This window comes from Marinobacter sp., from assembly GCF_046484525.1.
Classification (GTDB): Bacteria; Pseudomonadota; Gammaproteobacteria; order Pseudomonadales; family Oleiphilaceae; genus Marinobacter.
The window spans coordinates 23279-49099 of sequence record NZ_JAWOIS010000036.1; the positions used below are offsets into that span (position 1 = coordinate 23279).

At 60.4% G+C, this 25821-nt stretch carries 22 protein-coding genes; 9 read left to right on the forward strand and 13 right to left on the reverse strand.

What is annotated here, in order from left to right:
* Nucleotides 1-8: 8 nt before the first annotated feature.
* Nucleotides 9-3764 carry a DUF1631 family protein gene (locus R6W86_RS07665; RefSeq protein WP_410328778.1) on the reverse strand — a complete coding sequence of 1252 codons (3756 nt, stop codon included), beginning with the start codon at nt 3762-3764 and terminating at the stop codon, nt 9-11.
* Between the two features lie 163 nt (nt 3765-3927).
* Between R6W86_RS07665 and R6W86_RS07670 the strand changes: the two genes are divergently transcribed.
* Complete coding sequence (locus R6W86_RS07670; protein ID WP_410328779.1) at nt 3928-4998, forward strand: aminopeptidase; 1071 nt, start codon at nt 3928-3930, stop codon at nt 4996-4998.
* On the opposite strand, the gene argA is transcribed toward R6W86_RS07670, so the two are convergent.
* The 7 genes from argA to coaBC all read right to left on the reverse strand — a co-directional run bounded on the left by argA (nt 4972) and on the right by coaBC (nt 14115).
* On the reverse strand, nt 4972-6279 hold the full coding sequence (argA, locus tag R6W86_RS07675; RefSeq protein WP_410328780.1) for an amino-acid N-acetyltransferase: 1308 nt from the start codon (nt 6277-6279) through the stop codon (nt 4972-4974). The genes R6W86_RS07670 and argA overlap by 27 nt on opposite strands.
* Before the next feature lie 13 nt (nt 6280-6292).
* A complete protein-coding gene (argE, locus tag R6W86_RS07680; protein WP_410328781.1) occupies nt 6293-7462 on the reverse strand; it encodes an acetylornithine deacetylase in 1170 nt (389 codons plus the stop codon).
* A 55-nt stretch (nt 7463-7517) separates the two neighbouring features.
* Nucleotides 7518-8768, reverse strand: coding sequence for an acetylornithine deacetylase (locus R6W86_RS07685; protein ID WP_410328782.1), 1251 nt, complete (start codon nt 8766-8768; stop codon nt 7518-7520).
* Between the two features lie 20 nt (nt 8769-8788).
* A complete protein-coding gene (gene argB, locus R6W86_RS07690; RefSeq protein WP_410328783.1) occupies nt 8789-9685 on the reverse strand; it encodes an acetylglutamate kinase in 897 nt (298 codons plus the stop codon).
* A gap of 51 nt (nt 9686-9736) precedes the next feature.
* Nucleotides 9737-12367, reverse strand: a complete 2631-nt coding sequence (locus tag R6W86_RS07695; protein WP_410328784.1) for a phosphomannomutase/phosphoglucomutase — start codon at nt 12365-12367, stop codon at nt 9737-9739.
* A 93-nt stretch (nt 12368-12460) separates the two neighbouring features.
* A complete protein-coding gene (gene dut / locus R6W86_RS07700; RefSeq protein WP_410328785.1) occupies nt 12461-12922 on the reverse strand; it encodes a dUTP diphosphatase in 462 nt (153 codons plus the stop codon).
* A complete protein-coding gene (gene coaBC, locus R6W86_RS07705; RefSeq protein ID WP_410328786.1) occupies nt 12919-14115 on the reverse strand; it encodes a bifunctional phosphopantothenoylcysteine decarboxylase/phosphopantothenate--cysteine ligase CoaBC in 1197 nt (398 codons plus the stop codon). Before coaBC ends, dut begins: the two co-directional genes overlap by 4 nt.
* A 186-nt stretch (nt 14116-14301) precedes the next feature.
* Between coaBC and radC the strand changes: the two genes are divergently transcribed.
* From radC to rpmG, 3 genes are all read left to right on the forward strand, one after another.
* Nucleotides 14302-14976, forward strand: coding sequence for a RadC family protein (gene radC, locus R6W86_RS07710; RefSeq protein ID WP_410328787.1), 675 nt, complete (start codon nt 14302-14304; stop codon nt 14974-14976).
* Nucleotides 14977-15196: 220 nt separating this feature from the next.
* Nucleotides 15197-15433 (forward strand): 50S ribosomal protein L28, encoded by a 237-nt coding sequence (rpmB, locus tag R6W86_RS07715; protein WP_008939672.1) that lies wholly within the window; start codon nt 15197-15199, stop codon nt 15431-15433.
* Nucleotides 15434-15444: 11 nt separating this feature from the next.
* Nucleotides 15445-15600: a 50S ribosomal protein L33 gene (rpmG, locus tag R6W86_RS07720; RefSeq protein WP_008173465.1), complete on the forward strand. Its 156-nt coding sequence runs from the start codon at nt 15445-15447 to the stop codon at nt 15598-15600.
* A 64-nt stretch (nt 15601-15664) separates the two neighbouring features.
* Here rpmG and R6W86_RS07725 read toward each other — a convergent pair whose 3' ends face one another.
* The 3 genes from R6W86_RS07725 to R6W86_RS07735 all read right to left on the reverse strand — a co-directional run bounded on the left by R6W86_RS07725 (nt 15665) and on the right by R6W86_RS07735 (nt 17989).
* On the reverse strand, nt 15665-16525 hold the full coding sequence (locus tag R6W86_RS07725; RefSeq protein ID WP_410328788.1) for an endonuclease/exonuclease/phosphatase family protein: 861 nt from the start codon (nt 16523-16525) through the stop codon (nt 15665-15667).
* A gap of 62 nt (nt 16526-16587) precedes the next feature.
* Entirely contained in the window at nt 16588-17223 is a 636-nt protein-coding gene (locus R6W86_RS07730; RefSeq protein ID WP_410328789.1) for a thiol:disulfide interchange protein DsbA/DsbL, read from the reverse strand.
* 157 nt (nt 17224-17380) lie between these two features.
* Nucleotides 17381-17989, reverse strand: a complete 609-nt coding sequence (locus R6W86_RS07735) for a c-type cytochrome (protein WP_410328790.1) — start codon at nt 17987-17989, stop codon at nt 17381-17383.
* Between the two features lie 174 nt (nt 17990-18163).
* On the opposite strand from R6W86_RS07735, the gene yihA reads away from it, so the two are divergent.
* The gene (yihA, locus tag R6W86_RS07740; protein WP_410328791.1) at nt 18164-18802 is read left to right on the forward strand and encodes a ribosome biogenesis GTP-binding protein YihA/YsxC; all 639 of its coding nucleotides are present in this window, start codon (nt 18164-18166) and stop codon (nt 18800-18802) included.
* 193 nt (nt 18803-18995) lie between these two features.
* Here the strand turns inward: yihA and R6W86_RS07745 are convergent, their stop codons facing one another.
* Nucleotides 18996-19664: a TetR/AcrR family transcriptional regulator gene (locus R6W86_RS07745; RefSeq protein WP_410328792.1), complete on the reverse strand. Its 669-nt coding sequence runs from the start codon at nt 19662-19664 to the stop codon at nt 18996-18998.
* 178 nt (nt 19665-19842) lie between these two features.
* On the opposite strand from R6W86_RS07745, the gene R6W86_RS07750 reads away from it, so the two are divergent.
* The 4 genes from R6W86_RS07750 to coaD all read left to right on the forward strand — a co-directional run bounded on the left by R6W86_RS07750 (nt 19843) and on the right by coaD (nt 24457).
* Nucleotides 19843-21288, forward strand: coding sequence for a coniferyl aldehyde dehydrogenase (locus R6W86_RS07750; protein ID WP_410328793.1), 1446 nt, complete (start codon nt 19843-19845; stop codon nt 21286-21288).
* Between the two features lie 264 nt (nt 21289-21552).
* Nucleotides 21553-22191, forward strand: a complete 639-nt coding sequence (locus R6W86_RS07755) for a hypothetical protein (protein ID WP_410328794.1) — start codon at nt 21553-21555, stop codon at nt 22189-22191.
* A 26-nt stretch (nt 22192-22217) separates the two neighbouring features.
* Entirely contained in the window at nt 22218-23810 is a 1593-nt protein-coding gene (locus tag R6W86_RS07760; RefSeq protein ID WP_410328795.1) for a GMC family oxidoreductase N-terminal domain-containing protein, read from the forward strand.
* A gap of 164 nt (nt 23811-23974) precedes the next feature.
* The gene (gene coaD / locus R6W86_RS07765) at nt 23975-24457 is read left to right on the forward strand and encodes a pantetheine-phosphate adenylyltransferase (RefSeq protein ID WP_410328796.1); all 483 of its coding nucleotides are present in this window, start codon (nt 23975-23977) and stop codon (nt 24455-24457) included.
* 53 nt (nt 24458-24510) lie between these two features.
* Here the strand turns inward: coaD and R6W86_RS07770 are convergent, their stop codons facing one another.
* Complete coding sequence (locus R6W86_RS07770; protein WP_410328797.1) at nt 24511-25800, reverse strand: DUF945 family protein; 1290 nt, start codon at nt 25798-25800, stop codon at nt 24511-24513.
* Nucleotides 25801-25821: the final 21 nt, after the last annotated feature.

The following is a 25821-nucleotide window of genomic DNA, read 5'->3' on the forward strand; positions in this document are numbered from 1 at the left end:
GTCCCGGTTTACAGAAGGCTGTCGAGGGATCGGGGCTTCTCCACCACGAATCCCTGGGCGTAATCCACGCCCAATTGCCTCAGCATATCCAGAACCTCGCGGGATTCAACCTGTGAGGCAATGACTTCCCGCTGCATGTAGTGCGCCATCTCCACCATGGATCTGACCATGGCGCGGTCCATTTCGCTGGTGGTGAGCTGGCTGGTGAAGGCACTGTCGATCTTGATCAGGTCTACTGGCAGGGAGCGCATGAAATTGAACGAGCTGGGGCCGCTGCCAAAATTACCCAAGCAGAACCGGCAGCCCAGTTCCTTCATCTCGCGAATGAACTCCGCCACCGACTCGATGTCATTGATGGCCGATGCTTCGGTGAGTTCAAACCAGATCCTCTCGATCGGCGCATCCTTCTCGCTTAGCTTCTCGTAGATGAATTCCAGCAGGGACTGGTCATTCAGGCTGAAACCGGACAGGTTGATGCAGACACCACCGAGGTGACGGGGATCCGGTTGACGCTCCCGAAGCCAGTCGAGCATCTGCCCGACCACCCAGCGATCGACCGCCTGCATGCGGTCATAACGCTCGGCCATGCGGACGAAATCCCGACCGGTAATCAGGTTGCCGGCATCATCGTACATGCTGATCAGAATCTCGTACTGGGGCGACATGTAGGTGCGGCCGTGCAGGGGGATGATTTTCTGGCACCGCAGCAGCATGCGCTCCTCGTTCAGGTCACCCAGGCTGGCGACCTTGGCAGCAATCTGCTCCTGACGGGCCTGATCATCCGCATCTGCCACGTATTCAACGGCCTGGCCATGGCCTTGCTGTTTGGCCGTTGCCAACGCCTGCTCCGAAGCGCGAAGCCAGCGCTCTGCATTCACCAGGCCTGGCAATGTCGGCACGATACTGGCACTGGCGGACAACTGGTAGCTGCGACCACTGAAACTGAACTCGCTGGACTCTATCGTCTTGATCAGATTGCCGGCCACCTCCCTCGCGTCCTCAGCGGGCAGCAGCATGCCAAATTCGTTACCGGCCAGGCGGGCCACCGGCATGCCGTCTCCCACGTGACGGCAAAGGAGGTCGGCTACCTGTTTCAGGGCATCGTCTCCGGCCTGGTAGCCGGCGGTGTCGTTGAGAATCCGGAAGCGACGGAGATCCAGCCGTACCAGGGCGCGCTCATCTTCCCGCCGGGCCAGTTGCTGGTCCAGCATACGCTCGAATTCCCGCCTTCCCAGCAGCCCGGTCAGTTCGTCGTGTGTGGAGGCCCAGGACAGCTGGTCATAGACCTTGCGCACCATGCGATCGATACTTTCATCCACCAGCGGGCGCTCGTACTGGTTATCCGGCACGATAACCCCCTTCCGCATCTGCCGGGCCAGTGCGTCCAGCTCCAGTTCCACTACCCGCATACCCTGGTGATTCACAAACACGAAACGGCTGAAGCCCCGGGCAACCCAGACCAGGCGGATGTACTGGGGCTTGTCCGGATTTTCCTGATCCCGCAGCCAGTCTCCGGTCCGCAGCTGCTGGGCACGATTGATCCAGCGCTGGAGACTTCGTTGCTCGCGGTCTGGAAGTTCCCGGTGTTCGTCCTCGATGGCGCGGGCCGGCGGCACCTCTACCAGTTCCGGCTGCTGATCAGGCCGGCGCACCAGGAACTGTTTGAGCTCGTTGCGAATCTGGGACGAGGGCATGTGATTGCTGGAAATCGACGCCAGGCCATCCTGGATCACCCGAAGCAACTCCGGCAGATTGATGCTGCTGCCGGGATCGTCGGCAAAAGCCAGCAGCGAATCGATCACCGACAGGTAGTCCTGCCAGAGCTGGCTGTCCGGGCCCTGGCGGATCCATGTCAGCGACAGCAGGTCCCGCCAGCCGCCATCAAGCAGGCCCAGGACTGCCTTCGGCACCTTGCGGCCCGCCACCCGCTGGTTGAGAACCTCCGCCACCGCCTTCTTGGATTCCGCCACCTTCTGGGCCCCTTCGGCGGCAGCCGTAACCCGCTCGACATTGCGGCGGTAGGCCAGATTCTGACGGTCAATCAGGGTATCAAGCTCCCGGACGGTCTGCTCGAAGACGCCGGCATCCTGCTCGAAGTTGGTGTTGATTCGCTGGATCAGTTCATCCACCCGGCACTGCACCACCGGGTTCACCCGACCGCCTTTCACACCAAGCTGCGCCAGGCGGTTCATGACACCGCGCACCGGACTGTCCTGATCATCGAAGAAAGCCGGATCACGCATGACCACTTTCAGAACCGGTACCTCCAGCTGCCGTATCCGGCTCTGGGCATAGTCACTGAGTTTGGGGCTCTCAACCACGCTGCGAAAGAAGCGGTCGACCACATCCAGGGTTTCCTGCTGTTCCTCGTTCAGCCTGTGGTCGCCGCTTTCACGAACCCGTTCCACTACCCGCTGCTTCAGTGGCAGATCGTCAGCCACCGCTTCCCTGGCCTGCACCTGAAGCTGCTGTAACTGGCGCTGGAACTCACCCGCTGACAACGGCTGGGCATTGGGAGGGAACGGCACGGGTTCGGCATCACCGCTTGCGAGGCGGCTCGCAGAGAGGGTGGAGATGAGGTTGCGTACCGTAGCGAAAGCAGTCTGGGCGGCCTGGGCATAGCCCCGGAATTCCTGACCCGCACGCCCGAAAGGAGATTTTGCGCGCCCCGAAGCCGCTTCGCGGATCGGTTGGACCCGGGCGGGGGCGGGTTCGGGTGTCTCGGATACCGGCTCGGGCTGTTTCGCTCTCCGGGGTTCCTCCTTTCTGACGGTGTTCTCACTGAGATATTTGCTCAAGTCCAGGTCCGGCAACACACCGTGTCGAACGAGGATGTTGTTGAGCTCCTCATAGAGCGGACCTAGCTGTTGGAGCACAGTTTGCTCGAACGCCTTAAGACACACCTTCTCCACTTCCCGAGGCAGTTTCAGCTGGCTGAGGCTGACATGGAAGGCCTCGCACACCAGTGCCGGACCGAGCGGATTGTGGTGCCCGGTGGCATTGGCAATACCCAGCTTGTCCAGGCGCAGCTTCAACTGCAGCAGGTCGCCCCGGTATTGGGTATCAGCCTTGGTCACCATCACGCGGATGGTCAACCAATCCTCAAATTCACCCTTATCGACAATGGAAAGCTCCGATCCGGGAAAGCCCTTGGGGGCCGGCTTCAGGGGGGATTCCAGGTTGCGTGACATGTGATGCCAGATCACTCGCTGCCGAGCCTGAATCTGGCCCGAGGCATCCATGAATTCGTTGGCCAGTTGATCGTTGGCGGCTTTCTGGGCAGCCTGTTTCAGACTGGCGATCATCTGGACGAAGCAGGCATCCATCAGGGGTTCGATGAACTGGCTCACCGTCTTGGCGCATTGGCGCAGGACGAACTGGATGCGGTCATTCGGGGCATGCAGGGAGGAGCGTTCCTGATGCCGGGAGCCGCCGCATTGGGCGATCATTGCGTCCAGGGCTTCGGGATTCGACCGGGTGAAGTTCACCCCCATGGCACCCTCAATGCGACGAACGATACTGACGTGCAGTTGATGGGCACGACGGCCATCCGCACTGTGGAAACGCACGACCAGTTCCGGTTTTGCGCCACGGGCGAGATTCTGGTCAAGCTTTCTGGAGGTTTCCCCGGAATAGCGGACAAACAGGCCCTCGGCACAAAAGTCGGCAATCTGGCAGGGCCAGGATTCACCGCCACCCAGGTCGATCTGGGCAGCCAGTTTGATAGGTTGGCGGGGACTTCTACGACGTTCTCTTGATTCCATGAACAACCTGATTTTTCGTACCACCAGCCGACCCTTGTGCACACCAGGTCCGGTATGGGTCCCTGAAACGGCGGAGTTCGCCACCGGCTACTATAGGTATTATGGCTGTTATATAGTGGCTGGATCCTGACTGGAAACCGGCCCAAGTATAACACCCCGATCCATGAAACAGCTTAGTCAGATCTATCTTCTTTTGCTACTGATTACCGGTCTTTCCGGGTGTACGACCATTGGCTACTACTCCCAGGCAATTTCCGGTCATTTCAGCCTCATCACCCGGGCAGAACCGGTGGCCGAGGTCATCCATGGCGCAGAAACGCTCCCCGATACCCGGGAAAAACTGAAGCTGGCGATGGAGGCCAGGTATTTTGCCCGCGATCAACTGGCGCTGCCGGTGGGCGAGACCTTTCTGGAATACGTGCAACTGGACCGACCCTGGGCGGTGGTGAACCTGGTGGTGGTACCGGAGTTCTCCCTGGAGCCCCATCGCTGGTGCTACCCATTTGTCGGCTGCCAGGCCTACCGGGGCTATTTCAGCCTGGAGGATGCAAGACGCGAGCAGACCCGATTCCGCGAGGACGGTTACGACACCTTTATTGGCGGTGTCACCGCCTACTCCACCTTGGGCTGGTTTGACGATCCCCTGCACAGCGGGTTTACCCGCCTGAGCGAAGATCACATGGTTGCCCTGATGTTCCACGAGCTGGCCCATCGTGTGGTCTACATTGCCGAGGACACCATCTTCAACGAAAGCTTTGCCACCGCGGTGGCACTGGAGGGGCTCCGGCTGTGGCTGAGCCAACGGGACGAGGCAGACCGATTCGACGCGGCCCTGGCCCGATTGCAACGGCGAAACCAGACCCTGACCCTGGTCCACGAGGCCACCGGCAGTCTGGAGAGACTCTACAGGCAGGCGGATACCCTGGCCCCGGACAACTTGCGGGCACGAAAGCAGGGAATCCTCACGCAGCTTGCTGACGATTACGGAAAACTGTCAGAGACCTGGAACGAACCCGGCCCATTCGGCCCTGCCCCGGTCACCCTCAATAACGCCAAACTGGCCCTGTTACGGCAGTACAACCAATTTGTACCCGGGTTCCGCCAGCTGCTATCAGACCATGACCATGACTTCCCGGCCTTCTACCGGGCGGTGGAAGAGCTGGGCCAGCGCCCGCTGGATCAGCGGAGCGCGGCATTAACGCAGCTGTCACAGAGGTTTGAAGAAAACCTTTGAGTTGCGCTGACTGTTATAGGACGCCAGTTTTGGGCCAGGCAGCGACTGGACAGTGGAAGGCAGGAAACCGCGCTCCCGGAACCAGTGTTCGGTCTGGGTGGTGAGGACAAACAGCTTCTGGAGACCCTGGCCACGAGCCAGCTTCTCGATCATGGCCAGGAGCTCATCCCCCCGGCCGGCCCGGCGATAGGAAGGGTCGACAGCGAAGCAGGACAGTTCCCCGGCGTTTTCCTCAGGATAAGGGTACAGGGCCGCGCAGCCGACGATGGTGCCGTCCCGCTCCGCCACCACGAAGCGGTCAATTTCGGTTTCCAGCATTTCCCGGGAACGCCGTACCAGGATCCCCCGCTCCTCCAGCGGCTGGATCAGCTCGAGGATACCGCCGAGATCCTCCACGCGGGCCTGACGGATCTTCTCGTAATTGTCACCACTGACCAGGGTACCGGAACCATCCAATGTGAACAGTTCGCCAAGCAGAGCCCCGTCTTCCACATAGCTGATGATGTGCGCCCGACGAACGCCTTTGACGCAGGCGTCGCATGCCGCCTTCAGGAGATCTGCATCGTGCCCGGTCACCGTCCCTGCCGCAAGGCGCTCCGAGGCCTGCCGGACCGACAGCTCCCGGATCAGGGTGCCATCCTCCTCCAGCAACCCCTGATCGTCGATGAACACCATCAGCTTCTCGGCCTGCACAGCGGCTGCAACCTGACTACCGACATCCTCGTACGACAGGTTAAAGGTATCCCCCGTAGGTGAATAGCCCATGGGAGGCAGGATTACGATATGCCCCAGCTCCAGGAGCTTCTCGATACCGCTGGCATCGATCCGCCGGACCCGGCCCGTGTAGCCGAAATCGACACCATCAAGCACTCCCACGGGGCGGGCGGTGACGAAGTTGCCACTGCTGACCCGGATACGGGCATTATGCATGGGTGAATTGACCAGCCCCATGGACAACTGGCTCTCCAGATAGGCACGAAGACCACCAATGGCCTCCATGACCATGGGCAGATGCTGTTCGGGGGTGATCCTCAGGCCCCGGTCAAAACGGGACTCGGCGCCGGCATTGTCCAGGCGTGCCTGGATCTGTGGGCGCGCGCCGAAGGCAACGATCAGGCGCACACCCAGGCTGCTCAACAGGGCAATATCGTGGATGATATTGATGAAGTTGCTGTGCTCAATGGCATCGCCCGGAATCGTCAGCACCACCGTCCGGCCGCGATGGGCATTGATGTAGGGCGATGAGTGGCGGAAACCGTGCAACCATTCGTTCGATTTCAATTCCGCTTCTCCGTCACAGACAAAACTCCTCGATCAGTCCCCGGAGTATCCGCACAGTCGGTTCCAGCTGAGACAGCTCCAGGTATTCATCCGGCTGGTGCGCCTGGTCAATCGATCCTGGCCCCATCACCAGGGTCTCCAGACCCAGCTTTTGCAGCCACGGCGCTTCCGTGGCAAAGGCCACCGCGTGGGCCGTGTGTCCGGTAAGTTTTTCACAGGTCCGGACCAGCGCCGCATCGGCCGGTGTCTCGAACGGCGGCACACCGTCGAACAGGGGCTCAAAGACCAACCCGAGTTCCCGCCGCTCGGCAATGGGCTGTACCTTCGCCAGGATCGCCTGCCTCAGGTCCTCCATGGCCATGCCCGGCAGTGGACGGAGGTCGAAATGCAGTTCGCACTGGGCACAGATCCGGTTGGGGTTATCACCACCGTGGATGCAGCCCAGGTTCAGGGTGGGAAACTGGACTTCAAAGTTGGGGTTCCGGTACTGCTGCTGCCACTGGCTCCGGAGCGTCAGCAGTTCGGTCAGGGCTTCGTGCATACCCTCCATGGCATTGCGACCCAGGGCCGGGTTGGAGGAATGGCCGGACTGGCCCTCAAACTTCAACCGCTCCATCATGATGCCCTTGTGCATCCGCACCGGCCTGAGACTGGTGGGCTCGCCGATGACGGCGTAACGGGCGTTGGGCTTGCCGGCCTCGGCCAAGGCCCGGGCGCCATTCATGGAGCTCTCTTCGTCCGCTGTCGCCAGAATGATCAGCGGCTGTTTGAGCGTAGCCTTCGAATAGGCCCTGGCTGCCTCGATCGCCAACGGAAAGAAGCCCTTCATGTCGCAGGTTCCCAGACCGTACCAGCGGTTATCCCGCTCGGTCAGTGTGAACGGGTCACTCTGCCAGCGCTTGTCATCGAAGGGGACGGTATCGGTGTGACCGGATAACACCAGCCCGCCGCTCCCCCGCCCAAGAGTGGCAATAAGGTTGAACTTGCCGGGCATACCGGGCACTTCGAGAATTTCCACCACGAAGCCCAGGGGTTCCAGCCATTCGGCCAGGGTGCGAACGACCGCTTCATTACTGTGATCCCACTCAGGCGAGACACTGCTGATTGAGGGCAGAGAAATCAGCCGGGCCAGCATGTCCTTGAGTCCGGGTACCGCCGCTTTGGTATCTGCCGACTGTGCCATAGTATCCTCTCAACCCCGTCCGGGGTGAACAAGAATGATCAGGGGAGGTCAGGTGTCATTCCCTGCGGCCACGACGCCAGACCTCGAAGCCGGATACCGCGCTCAACAGCATCGGATAGGCCACTTCGCCGCCGGCAACCACCCGGGCCACTTCCAGCTCGCGCTCGGAGACACTGACCAGGCGCCCTTCCACCACATTGTCATTGGAAAGGGTGACCCGAACCCGGCGACCGACCCACGAGCCCGCCGCTGCCACAGGCTCGGCATACCACCCCGCCACCGCCGGATCCTCGCGGGTGCCGGGGGACGGTTCCGAAGCCTCATCCACCAGCTCGGGCTCGGACGGCAGGACCTCCAGGTAAACATCCGGAACACCGGCTCCATTGTACGCCACTTGCCAGTCAGCCTCCTGACCTTCTGCGCCCGGATCCCTGACCGGGATACCCAACCAGGGCTCCGATGGCTCGATGGCCAGGTTCAGCTCGCCACCTTCCAGCAGCCACTGACGGTAGAGGGCAAGCAGCTGCTCACTGGCCGCCAGCCCCCGGGCGCTCAAACCCTGTTCCAGCGCTCCGGTCGCACGGCGTGCCCACTCCATGGTATCCAGCCCCGCTTCCCGGGAACAGTAGGCTGCAATCCGACGCATCAGGCCGCCATCCCTGAGGGTGACCGCCATCGGTGCATCCGAACTGGCCAGGGTATCTTCCGGTGTCACCAGGTCCACCCGGCCACCAGGCCAGTCCACTTCCAGGCTTCCGGTGCCCGCGGTGTTCAGTTCGGCGTACACGCGATCATTTGTCTGTTCCACCAGGAGCTCGCCCGCCAGACCTGTGATGCCCATCCGCATCAGGTCACCACTGCCTAGCTGCTGCCTCGGATCTGGCGCGCAGGGCAGCACCAGCAGTGCCGGGTCACCCTCCACATTAGTGCCCTCGGCGGTCACCCAGTTCCGGAGCATGGTCGCATCAAGCACGAGGCCCAGACCCTCGGCCCTGAGTGACCATTCCGGCGGCAAGTTGCGCGGATCGGCCAGAACGGTCAGAAGGGCCAGCGGCGAGCGGGCGTCAAATTCGACACGGCCCGACTCCAGTGGCTGGGTCAGGCGGAAATCCTGCCACCGGGCATTGGTCAATAACAACCGCCCATCGAGGCCGGAACCAATGGTACCGCGCTCAAGCAGCCCGTAATCGTCCAGGGCCAGACGGGCTTCCGCCAGACGCTGGTCGGCCAGCCACCAGGTGGCTCCCTTGAAGGCCGCAAAACTCAACAGGGCCAGTACAATCAGCAGGGTCAGCAGCCGTTTCATCCGGAAACTCCTCGGGTGGATCAGTTGCGGGAAATCAGGGTGCCGACACCCTCGTCGGTAAAGATTTCCAGCAGGCAGGCGTGGGCAACCCGGCCATCAATGATGTGGGCGGTGCGCACTCCGTTTTCCACCGCGTTCAGAGCACAGCGGATCTTGGGCAACATGCCACCGTGGATGGTGCCATCCTCGATCAGCTCGTTCACCTGCTGGGCCGTAAGGCCGGTGAGAACCTTGCCATCCTTGCTCTTGAGACCGGAGACATTAGTCAGCAGGATCAGCTTCTCGGCCTTCATGGCTTCGGCCACCTTGCCGGCAACCAGATCGGCATTGATGTTATAGGAGGCGCCATCCGGCCCCACTCCGATGGGCGCAATCACCGGGATGACATTGCTGCGGGTCAGCATCTCGATGACGTCCACGTTGACACTGGCGACCTCACCCACGTGGCCGATATCGATGATCTCCGGCCGCTCCAGCTCCGGGGACCGGTTAACCACCTCGAGCTTTCGGGCCCGGATCAGGTTGGCATCCTTGCCGGTCAGACCGACCGCGGTGCCACCATGGGCATTGATCAGGGATACGATTTCCTTGTTCACCTGGCCGCCGAGCACCATCTCCACCACATCCATGGTTTCGGAATCGGTGACCCGCATGCCGTTGACGAAGCGGGACTCGATATTCAGGCGCTCCAGCAGTTCACCGATCTGGGGGCCGCCACCGTGAACCACGATCGGGTTGATGCCTACCAGCTTCATCAGCACCACGTCCCTGGCGAAACTGCTCTTGAGTTCCTCGTTTTCCATGGCGTTGCCGCCATACTTGATCACCACCGTTTTGCCGGTGAACCGTTGGATATAGGGCAGGCCCCGGCTCAGTACCGAAGCCACCTGCATTGCTGTTTCACGATCCAGCGCCATGTTGTTCCTTACCTATGAAAAACATTGATAACCCGCCCGGGCCTGCGGGCATCAGAAATCGGTCACAATATCGGGGGCCACCCGCTGCAGCTGCTCCCGGAACACCGTCCTGATCCTCTCCAGGGCCACTTGGGTCTCACCCTCGAACCGGAGCACCAGAACCGGCGTGGTATTGGACGCCCGACACAGCCCCCAGCCATCGGCGTAGTCTACGCGAATACCGTCAATGGTACTGATGCTGCCATCACCAAAATCCCCCTCGGCAGCGAGTCGCTCAATGATCGCGAACTTGCTGCTCTCGGTCACTTCGACATTCAGCTCGGGGGTACTGACATCCTCCGGAAAATCCTCGAACACCTCGTCACAATGCCGGTCCTCGATCCCCAGGATCTCCAGCAACCGGGCAGCTGAATAAAGGCCGTCATCAAAGCCGTACCAGCGCTCACCGAAGAAGATATGACCACTCATCTCGCCGGCCAGCAGGGCGCCGGTTTCCTTCATCTTGGCCTTCATCAGGGAGTGCCCGGTTTTCCACATGATCGGCCGGCCACCGGCCTCGGAGATCACATTGGCCAGGCGGCGGCTGCACTTGACATCATAGAGCACATCGGCGCCGGGATTGCGGGACACCACGTCCCGGGCGAACAGCATCAGCAACCGGTCGGGCCAGATGATCTTTCCGGTATTGGTCACCACGCCAAGTCGGTCCCCGTCGCCGTCGAAGGCGACACCGAGATCCGCACCCTCGGCCCCAACCCGGGCGATGAGATCTTCCAGGTTGGCCGGCTTGCCGGGATCCGGATGATGGTTGGGGAAATCGCCATCGACCTCACAGTATAAGGGCACCACCTCGCAACCCAGCTCCTCGATGAGCAGGGGCGCCAGTTCACCGGCGATACCATTACCGGCGTCAATCACTACTTTCAGGGGCGCGGCCACGGCAATGTCGCCTACGATCCGGTCCAGATAGGCCCGGCGCACATCCTGGGAGGCTTGCCCACCCTGGCCGCTTACCAGGTCACCTGTTTCAACCCGCTGGTACAGCTGCTGGATGGCCTCACCGGAAAGGGTCTCACCACCGAGCATGATCTTGAGGCCGTTGTAATTGGCCGGGTTGTGACTGCCGGTTACCATTACCCCGGAACCGGTCTGCAGCTCGTGGGTGGCGAAATAGAGTACCGGCGTGGGTACCGCGCCGATATGGATAACGTTACAGCCTGCCGCCATCACCCCCTGGGCAAGGGCATCGGCCAGCCCGGGACTGGAGTGGCGTCCATCATAGCCGACACACAACGCGTCAACGCCTCTGGCAAGCGCCTCGGAGCCGATTGCCTGACCAATCACCCGGACCACGTCCTCGGAAAGGGTCTCACCGACAATGCCCCGGATGTCGTAGGCCCGGAAAATCTCCGGGGACAGCTGCACGGCCGCAGCCTCAGCCGGCGCTGCTTCCGGAACGGGTTCACCGCGTGACGGGCTGGTTCCGCCGCTGAAACCCAGCACATCCTCATCCCCGTCCATCATGTCGATGTCGAGCACGTCCTTGTCCTGGAACAGTGGTTCGTCCTCCGCTCCGGCTTTGGCGGGGCCTGCCCCCGGGAAGGAGGGAGCCGTAGCGGTGGCTCGGGAAATACGCTTGTCCACCGTCTGGACCAACCGGAAAAGCACCTCTCCGGTGGACGCAATCATGTCCCACCTGAAACCGGGAGGTCTGGAGCGTTCACCACCGAACACCTTCTGGGCCCACTGGACCAGGGCGGCAACATCCTGCCGGAGACTGCGCTGGGCGCTGCCGAGCAGGAGCCAGACAGCAACGGCCGCAAACAGGACTGGCACACCCACCATCAACGCAATCACAATCATGTCCACCGGAGGTCCGGGCACCCGCGCCGGCCGATAGGAAACCGACCAGTCGGGATTGACCAGAGTGCGGCTGACCGGCTCACCATTACCGTTGCCCTTGCTCACAACTGTCCGGGCGGCACCGGAGACGGTCTGTACCAGCGCCAACTGGCCACCCAGTTCAGGATTGATCACAGTCAGCAGCGGCTGCAGCCCTGACGCCTCGAACACCATCAGCAGGCTGCCTGTCACCGCCTCGGTCTCAGGGTTGCGAACCGCGGTCGCAATCTGCACAAACCAGTGATTTTCCCGCGGGAAAGCATCCGGATAGAGCTTGCCTCCGGCTTCCGCCGTGCGCACCAACTCCAGGCCAGCAAAGCCGAGGAGAGCATCGTCATCGACGGAACGGGGAATGGCGCCGGAGGGGAACAGATAGACAGCCCGGATACCCGGTAGGGTGCCCGCGAGCTGCTCTTCAGCCGCCGCCACGGATTCGCCGGTCTGGACCGCCTGCCGGACGTAAGCCTGGGTCGCCAGGCCATCGACACTCTGCTGCAGCAGCTCCAGATAGCTGTTCAGTCGCTCGGCTGCGGCCGCCACCTCATGATTCTGCTGTGCCAGCAGGCGTTCGTTTCCAGACGGCTGGACCACCATGAAGTGCAGCAACACGACAGAGACGATCCCTGCCAGCACAACAACCAGGGCCTGACTGACCGCGATGGAAGTCAGGCGCTTCAGGCGGGGTCCGGAGGCCTTGCCCCCGCCCTTGCGTGCCTTTCCGGTCTTCGCTGGTTTGTCGTCTGACGCGTCTACTGAAGTCTTTTTCCAGCCGAACTTCATAGTCTATCCTGCGATGTTATTTTTCGTCCTGAACCGGCAGTTATCCGCCAAGTATAGCCGGCCGACGATAGGCCGACATGAACCCGGGGTAAGTCAGTGGCTCCCGGTTGATCCGAAGCCACCATCGCCCCGGGCACTGGCGTCAAATTCATCCACGACTTCAAAATCGGCCTGAACGACCGGCACCAGCACCAGCTGCGCGATACGCTCGCCGACATTGACCTTGAAGGTGGTATTTCCACGATTCCAACAGGACACCATCAACTCGCCCTGGTAATCGGAGTCGATCAGCCCGACCAGGTTTCCCAGCACGATACCGTACTTGTGGCCCAATCCGCTGCGGGGAAGAATCATCGCCGCCAGGGACGGATCGGCAATATGGACCGACAACCCGGTGGGGATCAGCTGGGTCTGTCCGGGCTCGAGCGCCAACGGCTCTTCCAGACAGGCTCTCAAGTCCAGTCCGGCAGAACCTTCGGTCGCATACTCGGGAAACGGGATGCTGGTACCGATCCGGTCATCAAGGATCCGGACCTGCAGGGTCTTTTTGGTCATGTAGTCGCTTCCAGGTGGTCACCAATCAGCGCCACCAGCCGGGTGGCAATGGTCTGTTTGCTGTCCGGTCCGATCTGTTCCTGCCCCCCGGGCCAAAACACCGTGACCGCGTTGTTGTCGCTGTTGAAGCCCAGTCCCGGCGCAGAAACGTCGTTGGCGACGATCATGTCCAGCTTCTTACGGGCCATCTTGTCGGTGGCATAACGGGCCACGTCGGTGGTTTCCGCCGCGAAGCCCACGGTAAAGGGTGCGTCCCCACGCGCCGCCACCGTCGCCAGGGTATCCGGGTTACGCACCAGCGCCAGGGACATGGCTTTGCTGGATTTCTTGATCTTGTCGCTGGCGCAGATCTCCGGGCGGTAATCCGCCACGGCCGCGGTCGCAATGAAGATATCGCACCCCTCATCCACGGCAGCCATGGATTGCGTGAGCATGTCCTGGGCGGTCATTACCGGCCGCACGTCCACACCCGGTGGCGGTGCGATGGTGACCGGCCCACTGACCAGGATGACCCTGGCGCCGGCAGCCCTGGCCGCATCGGCCAACGCATAGCCCATCTTGCCGGAGCTATGATTGCTGATGTACCGGACCGGGTCCAGCGGTTCCCGGGTCGGCCCCGCGGTGATCACGACCCGCTTGCCGCCTAGCGGACCCTGACGTTCATCCAGAATCAACGACGCCAGTGCTTCCGGCTCCAGCATCCGGCCGGGACCGGTATCGCCACAGGCCTGATTGCCCTGATCAGGACCCCAGAGCGTGACCTGGGGATCTTCGTTCAGCATCGTCAGGTTGCGTTGGGTCCGGAAATTGCGCCACATGGCCTGGTTCATCGCCGGCGCCAGGGCAATGGGAACAGCGGTGGCACTACAGACGGTAGTCAGCAGGTCATTTGCCAGACCGTTGGCAAGCCTGGCAATGAAATCCGCCGAGGCCGGGGCCACGACTACCTGTTCGGCCCATTTGGCCAGCTCGATGTGGCCCATGCCCGCTTCTGCCTCGGAGTCCAGCAGCGACGTCCGGACCGGCTCGCCGCTCAACGCCTGAAACGTCAGCGGAGTCACGAAAGCCTCGGCACCGGAGGTCATCACCACACGAACCTCGCAGCCGGCCTTTTTCAGCAACCGCACCAGCTCGGCAGTCTTATAGGCGGCAATGCCACCGGTTACTCCCAAAAGAATTCGTTTGGCGCCCATACCGGCTCCACAATTCCTTATACTGAAAAGGGTTATAAGATAGCACGCCCGGTTATCAGGAACAGCACCGCGCGGAAATCTTCACATTTACCGAATGTTACTTTTTCAAGTAACCTTTGTAACCCTAAGAAGCCATTCACGGTGCAGGAAGCACCAACATAACCACCAGATGCAAGGAAGCCAGGCATGCCCACTTCTCTCTGGCCGGCAGACGAGCGCCCCCGTGAGCGCTTGCTGGCGCACGGCCCTGAATCGCTTTCCGACGCCGAACTACTGGCCATTTTTCTGCGCACAGGCACCGCCGGCATGCCAGTGATGGCCCTGGCAAGGCACCTGATTGACGAGTTCGGCGGCCTGCGCGGGCTGCTGACGACCTCCCGTCGGCAATTCTGCCAGGTCAAGGGATTGGGCACCGCCAAGTACGCCCAGGTCCAGGCTGCCATGGAGATGTCCCGGCGGGTGATGGACGAACCGCTTCGCCAGGGTGATCCGCTACGCTCACCGGCCGACACCCGCCGGTTTCTCACCAGCCGGCTGGGAACCTATCCCCACGAAGTGTTTGCCGGTCTGTTCCTGGACAACCGTCATCGGGTCATCCAGTACCGGGAACTGTTCCGGGGCACCATCGACGGCGCCGCCGTCTACCCCCGGGAGGTGGTTCGCCAGGCACTGGAGGACAACGCCGCGGCGGTCATCTTTGCCCACAACCATCCCTCGGGTGTGGCTGAACCCAGCCAGGCCGACATCTCCCTGACCCGACGCCTGAAAGAGGCCCTGGGTCTGGTGGATATCAGGGTTCTTGACCATATGGTTGTCGGCCACGGTGAGGTAATATCCCTCGCCGAAAGAGGATTGATGTGACTGTCAGCAAAATGACGCCCTGGATACTGGCCAATTTCCCAACAATCTTTTGCGTTGGGGGGCCAGTTCTGGTATAAAAGCGTCCCTTTCTGGCGGCGTCTGGCAGGCAGCGTTCCGTTTACAAGGCGCGAACAGGGAGCAAGCAGGCTCCCCGGCAACCAGAGACGCATTAAAAACGAATTCGTATTGATAGAGACCACTGCTCAGGTCGGAGGCAAGTATGTCCAGAGTTTGTCAGGTTACCGGTAAGCGCCCGGTATCCGGTAACAACGTATCCCACGCGATGAATCACACTCGTCGCCGTTTTCTGCCGAATCTGCAGAACCATCGTTTCTGGGTTGAATCCGAGAAGCGTTTCGTGAAGCTGCGCGTATCCACCAAGGGCATGCGCATCATCGACAAAAAAGGCATTGACGCTGTGCTGGCCGATCTTCGTGCCCGCGGCGAGAAGGTATAAGGAGCCGCATCATGCGCGAGAAAATCAAGCTGGTATCTTCAGCAGGCACTGGTCACTTCTACACGACCAAAAAGAACAAGCGTAACACTCCGGAAAAGATCGAGATCAAAAAGTACGATCCGGTTGTCCGCAAGCACGTTGCGTACAAGGAAGCCAAGATCAAATAATCCTGATCGGGCCTTCACAAAAAAACCCGGCAACCGCCGGGTTTTTTTGTGGCTGCGAATTGCATCAGAAGGTTTCCAGGTAGCCCTCCGGCAACGCCACATCCATGGCAATGGGCAGGTGGTCGGAAACCGGATAGCTCACCACCTCTGACCGGCGGATGTCCAGGCTCGGACTGACCAGGATATGGTCCAACGCCTTCTCCGGACGCCAGCTCGGAAAACTGTGCGCAGTCTCCGGTAACGGAATCAGGTCGGTTTCTTTCAGGGGGGTCTGAGTCAGAAGCTGATCGGCGTGGGCGTTCATATCCCCCATCAGCACCACATGCCGATAATCGGCAATCTGCTCCCGGATATAGCCCAACTGCCGCTGCTGCGCGGCCTTGCTCAGGGACAGGTGCATCAGAACCAGCACGAGGGGATCCTCTTTCACACCATAGCGCGCGATGATGGCACCCCGCCCGGGAATGAACCCCGGCAAACGGTGCTCGGTGACATCCAGGGGGCGGAACCGGCTCAGCAGGCCGTTGGAGTGCTGGGCAATCTGCCCCATGTTCCGGTTCAGCTGCTGATACCAGTAAGGGATTCCTGCCGCCTCGGCCAGGTATTGCACCTGATTGATAAAACCGCTGCGGAGGCTGCCGCCATCACACTCCTGCAGCGCCACCACATCGTAATTGCTGACCAGCCGGGCAATCCGGTCCAGGTTCTCGATGCGATTGCGATAAGGCAGGACATGCTGCCAGCTGCGGGTCAAATAGTGGCGGTAGGACGTGGTTTTGATGCCCACCTGGATATTGAAGGTCAGCAGCCGGATATGACGGTGGGGCTCGAATTCCGGAACATGCTCGAAACCGGAACAGCGACCTCTCGGCTCCTGCTCCGACTTCAGAATTCCATCGATCTGTTTGCGAATACGCTTATACATAGACCGGCAGTCTCTTCCTGCCTGTAAGGCCCGGTGGCAAGGCCGTGCCACCGGGCTACCTGTCATTGCCCGGCGTCGTGCTCCTTCTCCACCAGGTAATCCACAACTTTCAATACGGCCTCGTGACCACCAGCCATGGAAGCCGTCACCGTGTATTTTCCATCAACCAGCATAGTCGGTGTGCCGGTGACCCGCGCGCCGCGAATTTTGGCCTGGGCCTGCTGCATCTTCGCGTTTACACCGAAGCTGTTGTAATTTTTGAGAAACTCCTCCGGATCCACACCATACTCAGCAACGAAATCCGCCAGGGATTCGCCGTCGTTCAGGGGCCGGCGCTCACCGGCCAGGGCATCAAACAGGGCATCATGCACCTTCTCCCGCTCGCCCATGGCTTCGAGGGCGTAAAACGCCCGGGCATGGGGCTCCCAGGAACGCCCCAGCGCTGCCGGAATACGAACGTAATCCACGTAATCCGGGGCATCGGCTTCCCAGGCCTCGGCCAACGGCTTGAAGTTGTAACAGTGGGGGCAGCCGTACCAGAACACCTCGGCCACCTCGACTCCACTTTCACTTGCGGTGCGGACCGGCGTCTCAAGCTCGCGATAGTGCACACCCTCTTCCCAGCTCTGGGCACTGGCGGTTCCCGTAGCGGCGACGGCCATTGCCAAGAAAACTGCCACTCCAAGTGATCTGATCATTCAACGTCTCCGATTTCCTGAATGCATTTTGTGAGGGATTATGACCCAGCAATCGGCAAAAGTTCCACAACGGGGCCGACCGTGGCGTATTACAGGATGGTAAGCAAGCACCAAAAAACCCCGCCAAGGCGGGGTTTTCAGATTGCCGGTTCCGGTCTCAGTTCAGACCGGAAACGTAGTTGGCAACGGCCTCGATCTCGGCGTCCGTCAGTTTGGCGGCAACGTCCATCATGATCGCGGCGTTGGCACCGGTGTTGCGGGAACCGTCACGGTAGGCTTTCAGCTGCTTGATGACATACTCCGTATTCTGCCCCCCCAGCGCAGGATAACCACCCGGCTCGTTACCCTTGCCTTGCGGGTTGTGGCAGCCTGCGCACGCCGGCACACCGGTGGCCAGGTTGCCACCACGGTAGAGCGCTGCGCCCTGGTCGATGGTGTCCGGGCTGGCCTGGCTTACGATCACGTCCTGGCTATCAAAATAAGCCGCCAGATCCTGCAGATTCTGCTCGGACATGTTATCAAGTAGACCGGTCATCTCCGGGATGGCCCGATCACCGGCCTTGATAGCCGCCAGCTGGTCGTAAAGGTATTTCTCGCCCAGTCCAGACAGCTTCGGGTACACACCCATAACCGGCTTCTGGCCACTCTGGCCGTGGCAGCCGGCACATACCGCTGCGTTCTGTTGACCTGCCTGGGGATCTCCTGCTCCGTGTGCCAGCGTTGTAAGGCTTACACCAAGAACAACTCCTGCGATCAGTTTTTTCATGCTCGCTCCGCTTCTCTCATCTTAAAGGTATTCTTCATCATGCAGCCGGCAGGCGCTGACCAGGCAGGCTCAAAACCGGGACTGAAAGCGGCCACGCACAGCGCGCCGCCCGGAATTGGTGTAGCATTATACATTAATCGCCAATAACTGAAATCCAAAGGAAAGCCAACTGTCGTGGACCCTGATCTGACTCAAAAATCCATCTCTTTTAACAGTGCCAGATTCCTGATTAGCGCATCCCGACTGGAAGAGTGTCCACCCGATATCGGGGCCGAAGTTGCCTTTGCCGGCCGCTCCAACGCCGGCAAATCGAGCGCTCTCAACGCTATCACCGCCAACGGCAAGCTGGCCCGTACCTCCAAGACTCCCGGGCGCACCCGTCTGATCAACTTTTTCTCCCTGAACCGGGAAGGATGCAGGCTCGTGGACCTGCCGGGCTATGGCTATGCCAAGGTGTCGCGGGACATGAAGGACGACTGGCAACAGCACCTCGGTCATTACCTGAACGACCGCCGGTGCCTGCGAGGCCTGGTGCTTGTCATGGACATTCGTCACCCGTTAACCGACTTCGACCAAATGATGGTGGAATGGTGCGAACATAACCACCTTCCGCTGATGATTCTGGCCACCAAGGCCGACAAACTGAAATTCGGCCAGGCCAAGACCGCCATGCTCGGCATAGCCAAACAGCTGAAGAGCTACCAGTGCGTGGAACACCTGATCATGTTCTCGGCCACTACCAAACGAGGTGTTGAGGAATGCCGGGATGCACTGAGCCGCTGGCTGGAGGGGGAACTGCCGGAACAGGCATAAAAAAACCGGTCTGTCAGGCGACAGACCGGCGAAACGTCAGGGTTTGCGACGTGCTAAAACCTGAGAACTCACTCAGGAGACGCAAGGAATGTCCGAATTCCCAACGTCATTTCTATGATCGACGGTCGCGCCTAAAGTTCCCGGATCGTTCATTTTCTGTTCAACATTTCGCCTTTCACATACTCTGATCCGCTCAGCCAACTGCTCCGGCCAGCTCAGGGAGCGACGGCCGGTACTTTTCTCGTAGTGCCATCACCTGCTCCCGGTAACCCGGTGTCAGATAGGGAATCTCCAGAGTGAGAACCTGGTAAATACCCTGCTTCAATTCGGTCAGGCTCAGACTGGCCGGCTCATCCGCCGCGTGGGCTGTTTTGAGGAATGCCATCCAGTTGGTGATCACCAACCACACATTCAGCGACATGGCCGAGCGCAGATCCTCAGGCTGGGGTTCGATAATACCGGCCTCGGACATCTTCTCGAAGATCTGGCTGATCGCCGTCAGACAGCGATTGGTGAATTCCCGATAATCCTTGCGCAGACGAGTATCGCTATCGAGCAGGTACTCCAGATCCCGGTGGAAAAACCGGTAACTCCACAAGCCGTCAAAGACCGATTCCAGATAGAAAGTCAGATCATCCAGAGTCAGCGGCCGATCCTGAGGAATATCCAGGTAGTAATCGACCAGCTTTTCATACTCCAGAAAAATTTCATAAATGATGTCCGACTTGTTGCGGAAGTGGTAATACAGGTTGCCCGGGGAAATCGCCAGATCCGCGGCGATGTGATTGGTGGTGACATTGCGCTCTCCCCGTTCGTTGAACAGTTCCAGACTGGCAAGAAGGATTTTTTCTCTGGTTTTCATAAGGCTGTAAGCACTTTTAGTGGTCTTTCGCTCGACTGGCCCAATCGGCCATCGGCGCTTGCTTGACTGCCTAGAGTATATACTCTAATAATAGTCCCTGATGCAAACTGGCTGTTTTTTAGCCACACTACAAAACAGGGTGCCGGCCCGCAGTGCCGGCTGACCAGGGGAGAATGTCATGGCTGCTACCGTCGTCCAGCTCACGGAAAGCAAGAAACATATCCAGCATACCCACCGGGTATTTGCAGCGCAGAAAAAGGCCTTCCGGGGCAATCCCTCGCCCTCGCTGACCGAGCGGCAGGACAACCTCAAACGCCTCAAACGTGCCCTGCTCAGCAATCAGGACCGGCTGGTGGAAGCCATTGACCGGGATTTCAGCTGCCGTTCCCGGGACGAATCGCTGATTGCCGAGGTGATGCCATCAATCCAGGGCATCAACTACACCCTGAAAAATCTCGCTGACTGGATGAAACCGTCCAAGCGCCATGTCTCGGTGCTGTTCCAGCCCGCCAGCAATAAGGTGCATTATCAGCCCAAGGGCGTGGTGGGCGTGATCGTGCCCTGGAACTATCCGCTGTACCTGGCGGTTGGCCCGCTGGTGGCCTCACTCGCCGCCGGCAACCGCACCATGATCAAGATGTCCGAATACACCCCGCACACCTCGGCGCTATTCAAGGAAATCATCGAGGACAACTTTGCCGAGGACCTGGTCGCGGTGATCAATGGTGAAGCGGATGTGGCCGCGGACTTCTCCTCACGCCCCTTTGACCATCTGCTGTTCACCGGCTCCACGTCGGTCGGCAAGCTGGTGATGCGCGCAGCGGCCGAGAATCTAACACCGGTGACTCTGGAGCTGGGTGGCAAATCCCCGGCCATCGTTTCCCCGGATGTCCCCATGGAAGACGCGGCCCAGCGCATTGCTTTCGGCAAGGCCTTCAACGCAGGGCAGACCTGCGTGGCGCCGGACTATGTATTGTGCCCCGCAGACCGGGTACAGACCTTTGTGGATGAATTCCGCACCCGTTTCGCAGAAATGTACCCAAGCCTGCGGGACAATGACGATTACACCGCCATCATCAACGAGCGCCAGTACGATCGTCTGCAAAGTTATCTGGAAGACGCCAGGGAGAAAGGCGCGGAGTTGATCGAGATCAACCCGGCCCGTGAGGACCTGAAGGATGGGACCCGGAAGATTCCGCTGACTCTGGTTCTCAAGGCAAACCCGGACATGAAGGTGATGCAGGACGAGATTTTCGGTCCGATCCTACCGGTGGTGGCCTACGGCACCCTGGATGAGGCCACCCACTACATCAATGACCGTCCACGCCCGCTGGCTCTGTACTTCTTCGGTTACGACAAGGATGAGCAGCAGCACGTGGTTGAGAACACCCACTCCGGCGGCATGTGCATCAACGATGCGCTGATGCATGTGGCCCAGGACGATCTGCCGTTCGGGGGTATCGGGGATTCCGGCATGGGCCACTATCACGGCCGGGAGGGTTTCCTGACCTTCTCCCATCACCGGGCGATCTTCACCAAGCAAAAGTTCAACAGCGGCAAGTTTGTCTATGCCCCGCACGGGACCGCCATGCACAGGCTGGTTTACCGGTTCTTTATTCGCTGATTTTTTGCCTGTGAGTACGGGTGCCTGTCGGCGATGGGCATTCCTTTCCGGGACACGCCGTGAATCCCCCTGCGGGGTCCGGCCGGCAATCACGGATTGCCGTCGTCAGTTTGTCGCATGAAGCTTCGCTTCATAAACGCTCGAACTGACCCCTGTAGGCTTGAGCAAAACATCCCTGTTTTGCACAGTCCCGGAAAGGAATGCCCATCACCGCCGCCCAGCTTGGTTGCAGGCCTCACCCAATAACAAAAAGAGAATGGATCGATGAACGATCAAGCCGATGTACGTTCAACTCCTTCCGATTTTGCCAACCTGAACCGCCGCAGCTTTCTCAAAACCGGACTCGGCGGAGCCATTTTTCTGGGTACCGTCAGCGCGACCGCCGGTCTGAGCGGCTGTAGCTCTGCGCCCGCCGGTCGAGTCAGTGCGGTGGGCACCCGCATGGATGCGAGCTACGAGTTCCGCTTCCTGACCCCCGACGACATTCAGCTGTTCGGGGCCCTGCTTCCGGCGATTATAGGCCCCGGGCTGCCGGAGCAGCCGCAGGCCCGGCGCATGGCGATCGCCGGCACCATCGAGCGGATCGATGCCGGCATCCATAACTTCGGCCCGGCCAACCAGAAGGAACTCCGGCGCCTGTTTGACCTGCTCAATTTCGGCCTGACCCGCGTCACCATCGCCCGGGTCTGGTCCAACTGGCCCAAGGTCACTACCGAGGAAGCCGATGCATTCCTGGAGCGCTGGCGTACCAGCGGTATCGGGCTGTTCAACAACGGATACATCGCCCTGACCAAGATCAGCAACGTGGCGTTCTATGGTTACGAGGATTTCTGGCATCTGTCCGGTTATCCGGGGCCGCCGCAATGGGCGGTGGATGCCCTGCCCCAGTTTCAGAACGTGTGACCCCCAGCTGATTGACGGAGCCAACCATGCAGTTAAAAGATCGAATCGCCCAGGGCCTGGAATCCGGCTGGAAAGTCACCGATGGCACCACTCTGACGGAGGACCATACCCTTGAAGCCGATGTCGTGGTGATCGGCACCGGCGCCGGTGGTGGCACCACCGCCGAGATCCTGGCCAAAAGCGGCCTGTCGGTCATCCTGGTGGAAGAAGGCCGGCTGTATTACCAGAAAGACTTCAAGATGGACGAGCTCAGCGCCTACGCCAGCCTTTACCAGGAAGGCATGAGCCGGGTTACCAAAGACGGCGCCATCGCCATCCTCCAGGGCCGCTGCGTCGGTGGTTCCACCACCGTGAACTGGACCAGCAGCTTCCGCACACCGGACGCTACCCTGAACTATTGGACCGAACACTTTGGGCTCGATGCCCTCACTCCAGATGCCATGGCGCCCTGGTTCGATGGGCGGGAACAGCGCCATAACATGGAACCCTGGGCGCGGGAGCCCAACGTCAACAACGACATCCTGCGCCAGGGTTGCGACCAGCTCGGTTACAGCTGGAAAGTCATTCCCCGTAACGTCAAAGGGTGCTGGAATCTGGGATACTGCGGCGTCGGCTGCCCCACCAACGCCAAACAGGGCGCCCTGCTGACCACCGTCCCGGGGGCACTGGACAACGATGCCCATCTGATCCACGGCCTGCGGGCGGACAAACTGGTGATGGACCAGGACCGGATCGACCATCTCCAGGCCAGTGCCATGGCCGCCGACGGCATCACGCCCTCCGGCGTCACAGTCACCCTGAAGGCCCGACACTTCGTCGCCGCCGCAAGTGCCATCGGCACCCCCGGCCTGCTGCTGCGCTCCGACATCCCCGACCCGCACAACCGCATCGGCAAGCGCTCCTTCATCCACCCGGTCAACGCCTGCGTCGCGGAAATGCCGGAAAAAGTCGAACCTTTCTACGGCGCTCCGCAGTCCATCTACTCCGACCACTTCAACTTCAGCGGCGGGGTCGACGGCCCGGTGGGCTACAAACTGGAAGTCCCCCCGCTGCACCCGGCCATGTCCAGCGGTGTCATCCCCGGCCACGGCGACACCCAGATCAACACCATGGCCCGCCTGCCCTGGATGAACTCCGTCATCGCCCTGCTCCGGGATGGCTTCCACCCCGACAGCCCGGGCGGCACCATCGGCCTGCGCGACGACGGCAGCCCCTACCTGGACTACCCGGTCACCGACTACCTCTGGGACGGCCTGCGCCGCGCCTTCCACACCATGGCCGGAATCCAGTTCGCCGCTGGCGCCAAACGCGTCCGCCTCATGCACCTGGATTCCGATTGGTACACCACTCTGGCCGACGTCAAAACCGCCATCGACCAACTCCCCATGGAACTGCACCGAGTCCGCCTGTTCACCGCCCACCAGATGGGCGGCTGCGGCATGGGTGCCAATCCGGAGGGATCCGTGGTCAACGGCTTCGGGGAACACCACCACGTCAGCAACCTCAGCATCCACGACGCTTCTATCTTCCCGACCAGCATCGGCGCGAATCCGCAGTTGTCCGTCTATGCACTTTCAGCCCGGAACAGTACGCGACTGGCCAATCGATTCAAGGCCTGATCGATTCGGCACGTCCGCTCCGCTCTTCCCGGACAGATCCTCCCAATTGGCCACTCCCCCATCACTTGAATGCCCACCCCAAAGCCCCGGAATCCCTCCCCCGGCAACTACAGAACAACCAGGAATGCTGATATGATTGCACCCAGCGAAGAAAGGAGCTGTGCATGTCCAAAGTCATCTATCCGGGCACCTTCGACCCAATCACCAACGGCCACACCGACCTCACCGAACGCGCCAGCCGCATGTTCGACGAAATCGTCGTCGCCGTCGCCTACAACCCCAAGAAACAACCCCTCTTCGACCTGGAAGAACGCTGCGAACTGGTCCGCCAGGCAACGGCGCATATCCCCAATGTCAGCGTCACCGGCTTCAGCAATCTGCTGGCAGACTTCGTCCGCGAACAGGGCGCCACCGTGATCCTGCGGGGCCTGCGCGCCGTCTCCGATTTCGAGTATGAGTTCCAGCTGGCAGACATGAACCGCCGGCTTGCCCCGGAAGTGGAAAGCGTATTCCTGACACCCGCGAACCACCTGTCCTACATCTCCTCCACCCTGATCCGGGAAATCGCATCCCTGGGCGGCGATGTGTCGGAATTCGTCGATCCCGCGGTAGAGGCGGCCCTGAAACAGAAGTTTGACCGGGCCTGAAGTAACAAAAAAGCCCCGTGACCGGGGCTTTTTTGTTACTTCAGGCCAATGATTCAAAGCAAAGGTGGCAACGGAATTTCCACGCCGTTCACATCAACTACCAGGTCCTTCATCTGCGCGTCCAGCACAAGTATGTCACCCTCCTGAACCAGTAAGCCCTGCTTGATCAGGGGCGCCAGTTGCAGTTGCAGCTCCGGATATTTCTCTGCCAGGGCCAGGGGCAGGCTCAGATTCATTTCGCCGGCCAGGCGCTGCATCACCATCAGCATCTCGGCCTTCTGATCCGCCGTCAGCTCCGGATGGGAGATCCGGGCACTTCCGGTTACCGCGCCTTCCGGAGTTGTCATATACAACTCCGGAAAACCCACGGAAAAGCCGGCTGCAGCCAAATCCCGTACGGCGGCATTCATCTGCCCCATGGCAGCCATCTGCTGCGCAAACTGCTCCTGACCGCCCGAGGCCTGAGTAACAGCCAGTGCCTGCATCGCCGACAGGCTTTCTGTCAGGGCACTCCAGGCCGCCACTTCCAGCCCCTCCAGCGCGAACACCAGCCGTTGGGGGCCATAAGCTTCATCGGAAAACGTGATATCGGAAACCTCGAAGGCCACACGCGAATCCAGCCGCTCACCATTGCTAACGGCCTCACTGCTGCTCTGAACAGAAATGCCGTTCAGAGAAACCGACTGCTCCTGATCGGGCGTGACAGACACAGACTCAACCACAACCTCGCCGGAGCCGGTCCAGACCTCACCCGAAAGGTGGTTCATGGTCTGCTCCATCCGGAAGTCACTGACACGGACATCCAGCTCTGGACCAGACAATATCAGCGCAGGCCAGACTACCAGAGCCTCTGCCCTGGTGCCCGCGTCACTGATCTCGATTCTTGCCAGACCGCCGCTGGTGGCCAGAGACTCGCCTGTTCCGGCGTCAGTAACAGACATACCCGGCACTTCCAGCTCAAGTGTCGCAGTACCCCAGAGCCGAGTCTCCAGGGTCAACCTTGGATCTTCTTCGGGAAACCAGTCCATACCCGGTGCAGACCAACCATCAGTTGGTTCAAAGTCCATCAGACTGCCGGTCACCCCATGGGTCACATCCGCCCGGAAAGCCACACGATTGGATTCGCCGGTTTCGGGATTCAACAGGGTGACTGAGCCCCTCAGCTCTGAACCGAGAAGGCCCCGGCGATACGCTTCTGTCTCAAGCTTCAGTAATGGCTGAGCACTGTTGGCCTCTGCCGTAGCCTGCTGCCACTGCTGTTCGGTAACATAACCCACCACCCACGGCAGTCCACCGGCCACAGCCAGCACCCCGGCGCCGGCAATCATCCATTTGGCATTCAAAAGCATTCTCCGTCTGGGAAA

Excerpts from the sequence above, each read along its gene's own strand:
- R6W86_RS07665 (WP_410328778.1), bottom strand. The coding sequence starts at position 3,764 with ATGGAATCAAGAGAACGTCGTAGAAGTCCCCGCCAACCTATCAAACTG.
- R6W86_RS07670 (WP_410328779.1), top strand. The coding sequence starts at position 3,928 with ATGAAACAGCTTAGTCAGATCTATCTTCTTTTGCTACTGATTACCGGT.
- argE (WP_410328781.1), bottom strand. The coding sequence starts at position 7,462 with ATGGCACAGTCGGCAGATACCAAAGCGGCGGTACCCGGACTCAAGGAC.
- R6W86_RS07685 (WP_410328782.1), bottom strand. The coding sequence starts at position 8,768 with ATGAAACGGCTGCTGACCCTGCTGATTGTACTGGCCCTGTTGAGTTTT.
- argB (WP_410328783.1), bottom strand. The coding sequence starts at position 9,685 with ATGGCGCTGGATCGTGAAACAGCAATGCAGGTGGCTTCGGTACTGAGC.
- R6W86_RS07695 (WP_410328784.1), bottom strand. The coding sequence starts at position 12,367 with ATGAAGTTCGGCTGGAAAAAGACTTCAGTAGACGCGTCAGACGACAAA.
- dut (WP_410328785.1), bottom strand. The coding sequence starts at position 12,922 with ATGACCAAAAAGACCCTGCAGGTCCGGATCCTTGATGACCGGATCGGT.
- coaBC (WP_410328786.1), bottom strand. The coding sequence starts at position 14,115 with ATGGGCGCCAAACGAATTCTTTTGGGAGTAACCGGTGGCATTGCCGCC.
- radC (WP_410328787.1), top strand. The coding sequence starts at position 14,302 with ATGCCCACTTCTCTCTGGCCGGCAGACGAGCGCCCCCGTGAGCGCTTG.
- rpmB (WP_008939672.1), top strand. The coding sequence starts at position 15,197 with ATGTCCAGAGTTTGTCAGGTTACCGGTAAGCGCCCGGTATCCGGTAAC.
- rpmG (WP_008173465.1), top strand. The coding sequence starts at position 15,445 with ATGCGCGAGAAAATCAAGCTGGTATCTTCAGCAGGCACTGGTCACTTC.
- R6W86_RS07725 (WP_410328788.1), bottom strand. The coding sequence starts at position 16,525 with ATGTATAAGCGTATTCGCAAACAGATCGATGGAATTCTGAAGTCGGAG.
- R6W86_RS07730 (WP_410328789.1), bottom strand. The coding sequence starts at position 17,223 with ATGATCAGATCACTTGGAGTGGCAGTTTTCTTGGCAATGGCCGTCGCC.
- R6W86_RS07735 (WP_410328790.1), bottom strand. The coding sequence starts at position 17,989 with ATGAAAAAACTGATCGCAGGAGTTGTTCTTGGTGTAAGCCTTACAACG.
- R6W86_RS07745 (WP_410328792.1), bottom strand. The coding sequence starts at position 19,664 with ATGAAAACCAGAGAAAAAATCCTTCTTGCCAGTCTGGAACTGTTCAAC.
- R6W86_RS07750 (WP_410328793.1), top strand. The coding sequence starts at position 19,843 with ATGGCTGCTACCGTCGTCCAGCTCACGGAAAGCAAGAAACATATCCAG.
- R6W86_RS07755 (WP_410328794.1), top strand. The coding sequence starts at position 21,553 with ATGAACGATCAAGCCGATGTACGTTCAACTCCTTCCGATTTTGCCAAC.
- R6W86_RS07760 (WP_410328795.1), top strand. The coding sequence starts at position 22,218 with ATGCAGTTAAAAGATCGAATCGCCCAGGGCCTGGAATCCGGCTGGAAA.
- coaD (WP_410328796.1), top strand. The coding sequence starts at position 23,975 with ATGTCCAAAGTCATCTATCCGGGCACCTTCGACCCAATCACCAACGGC.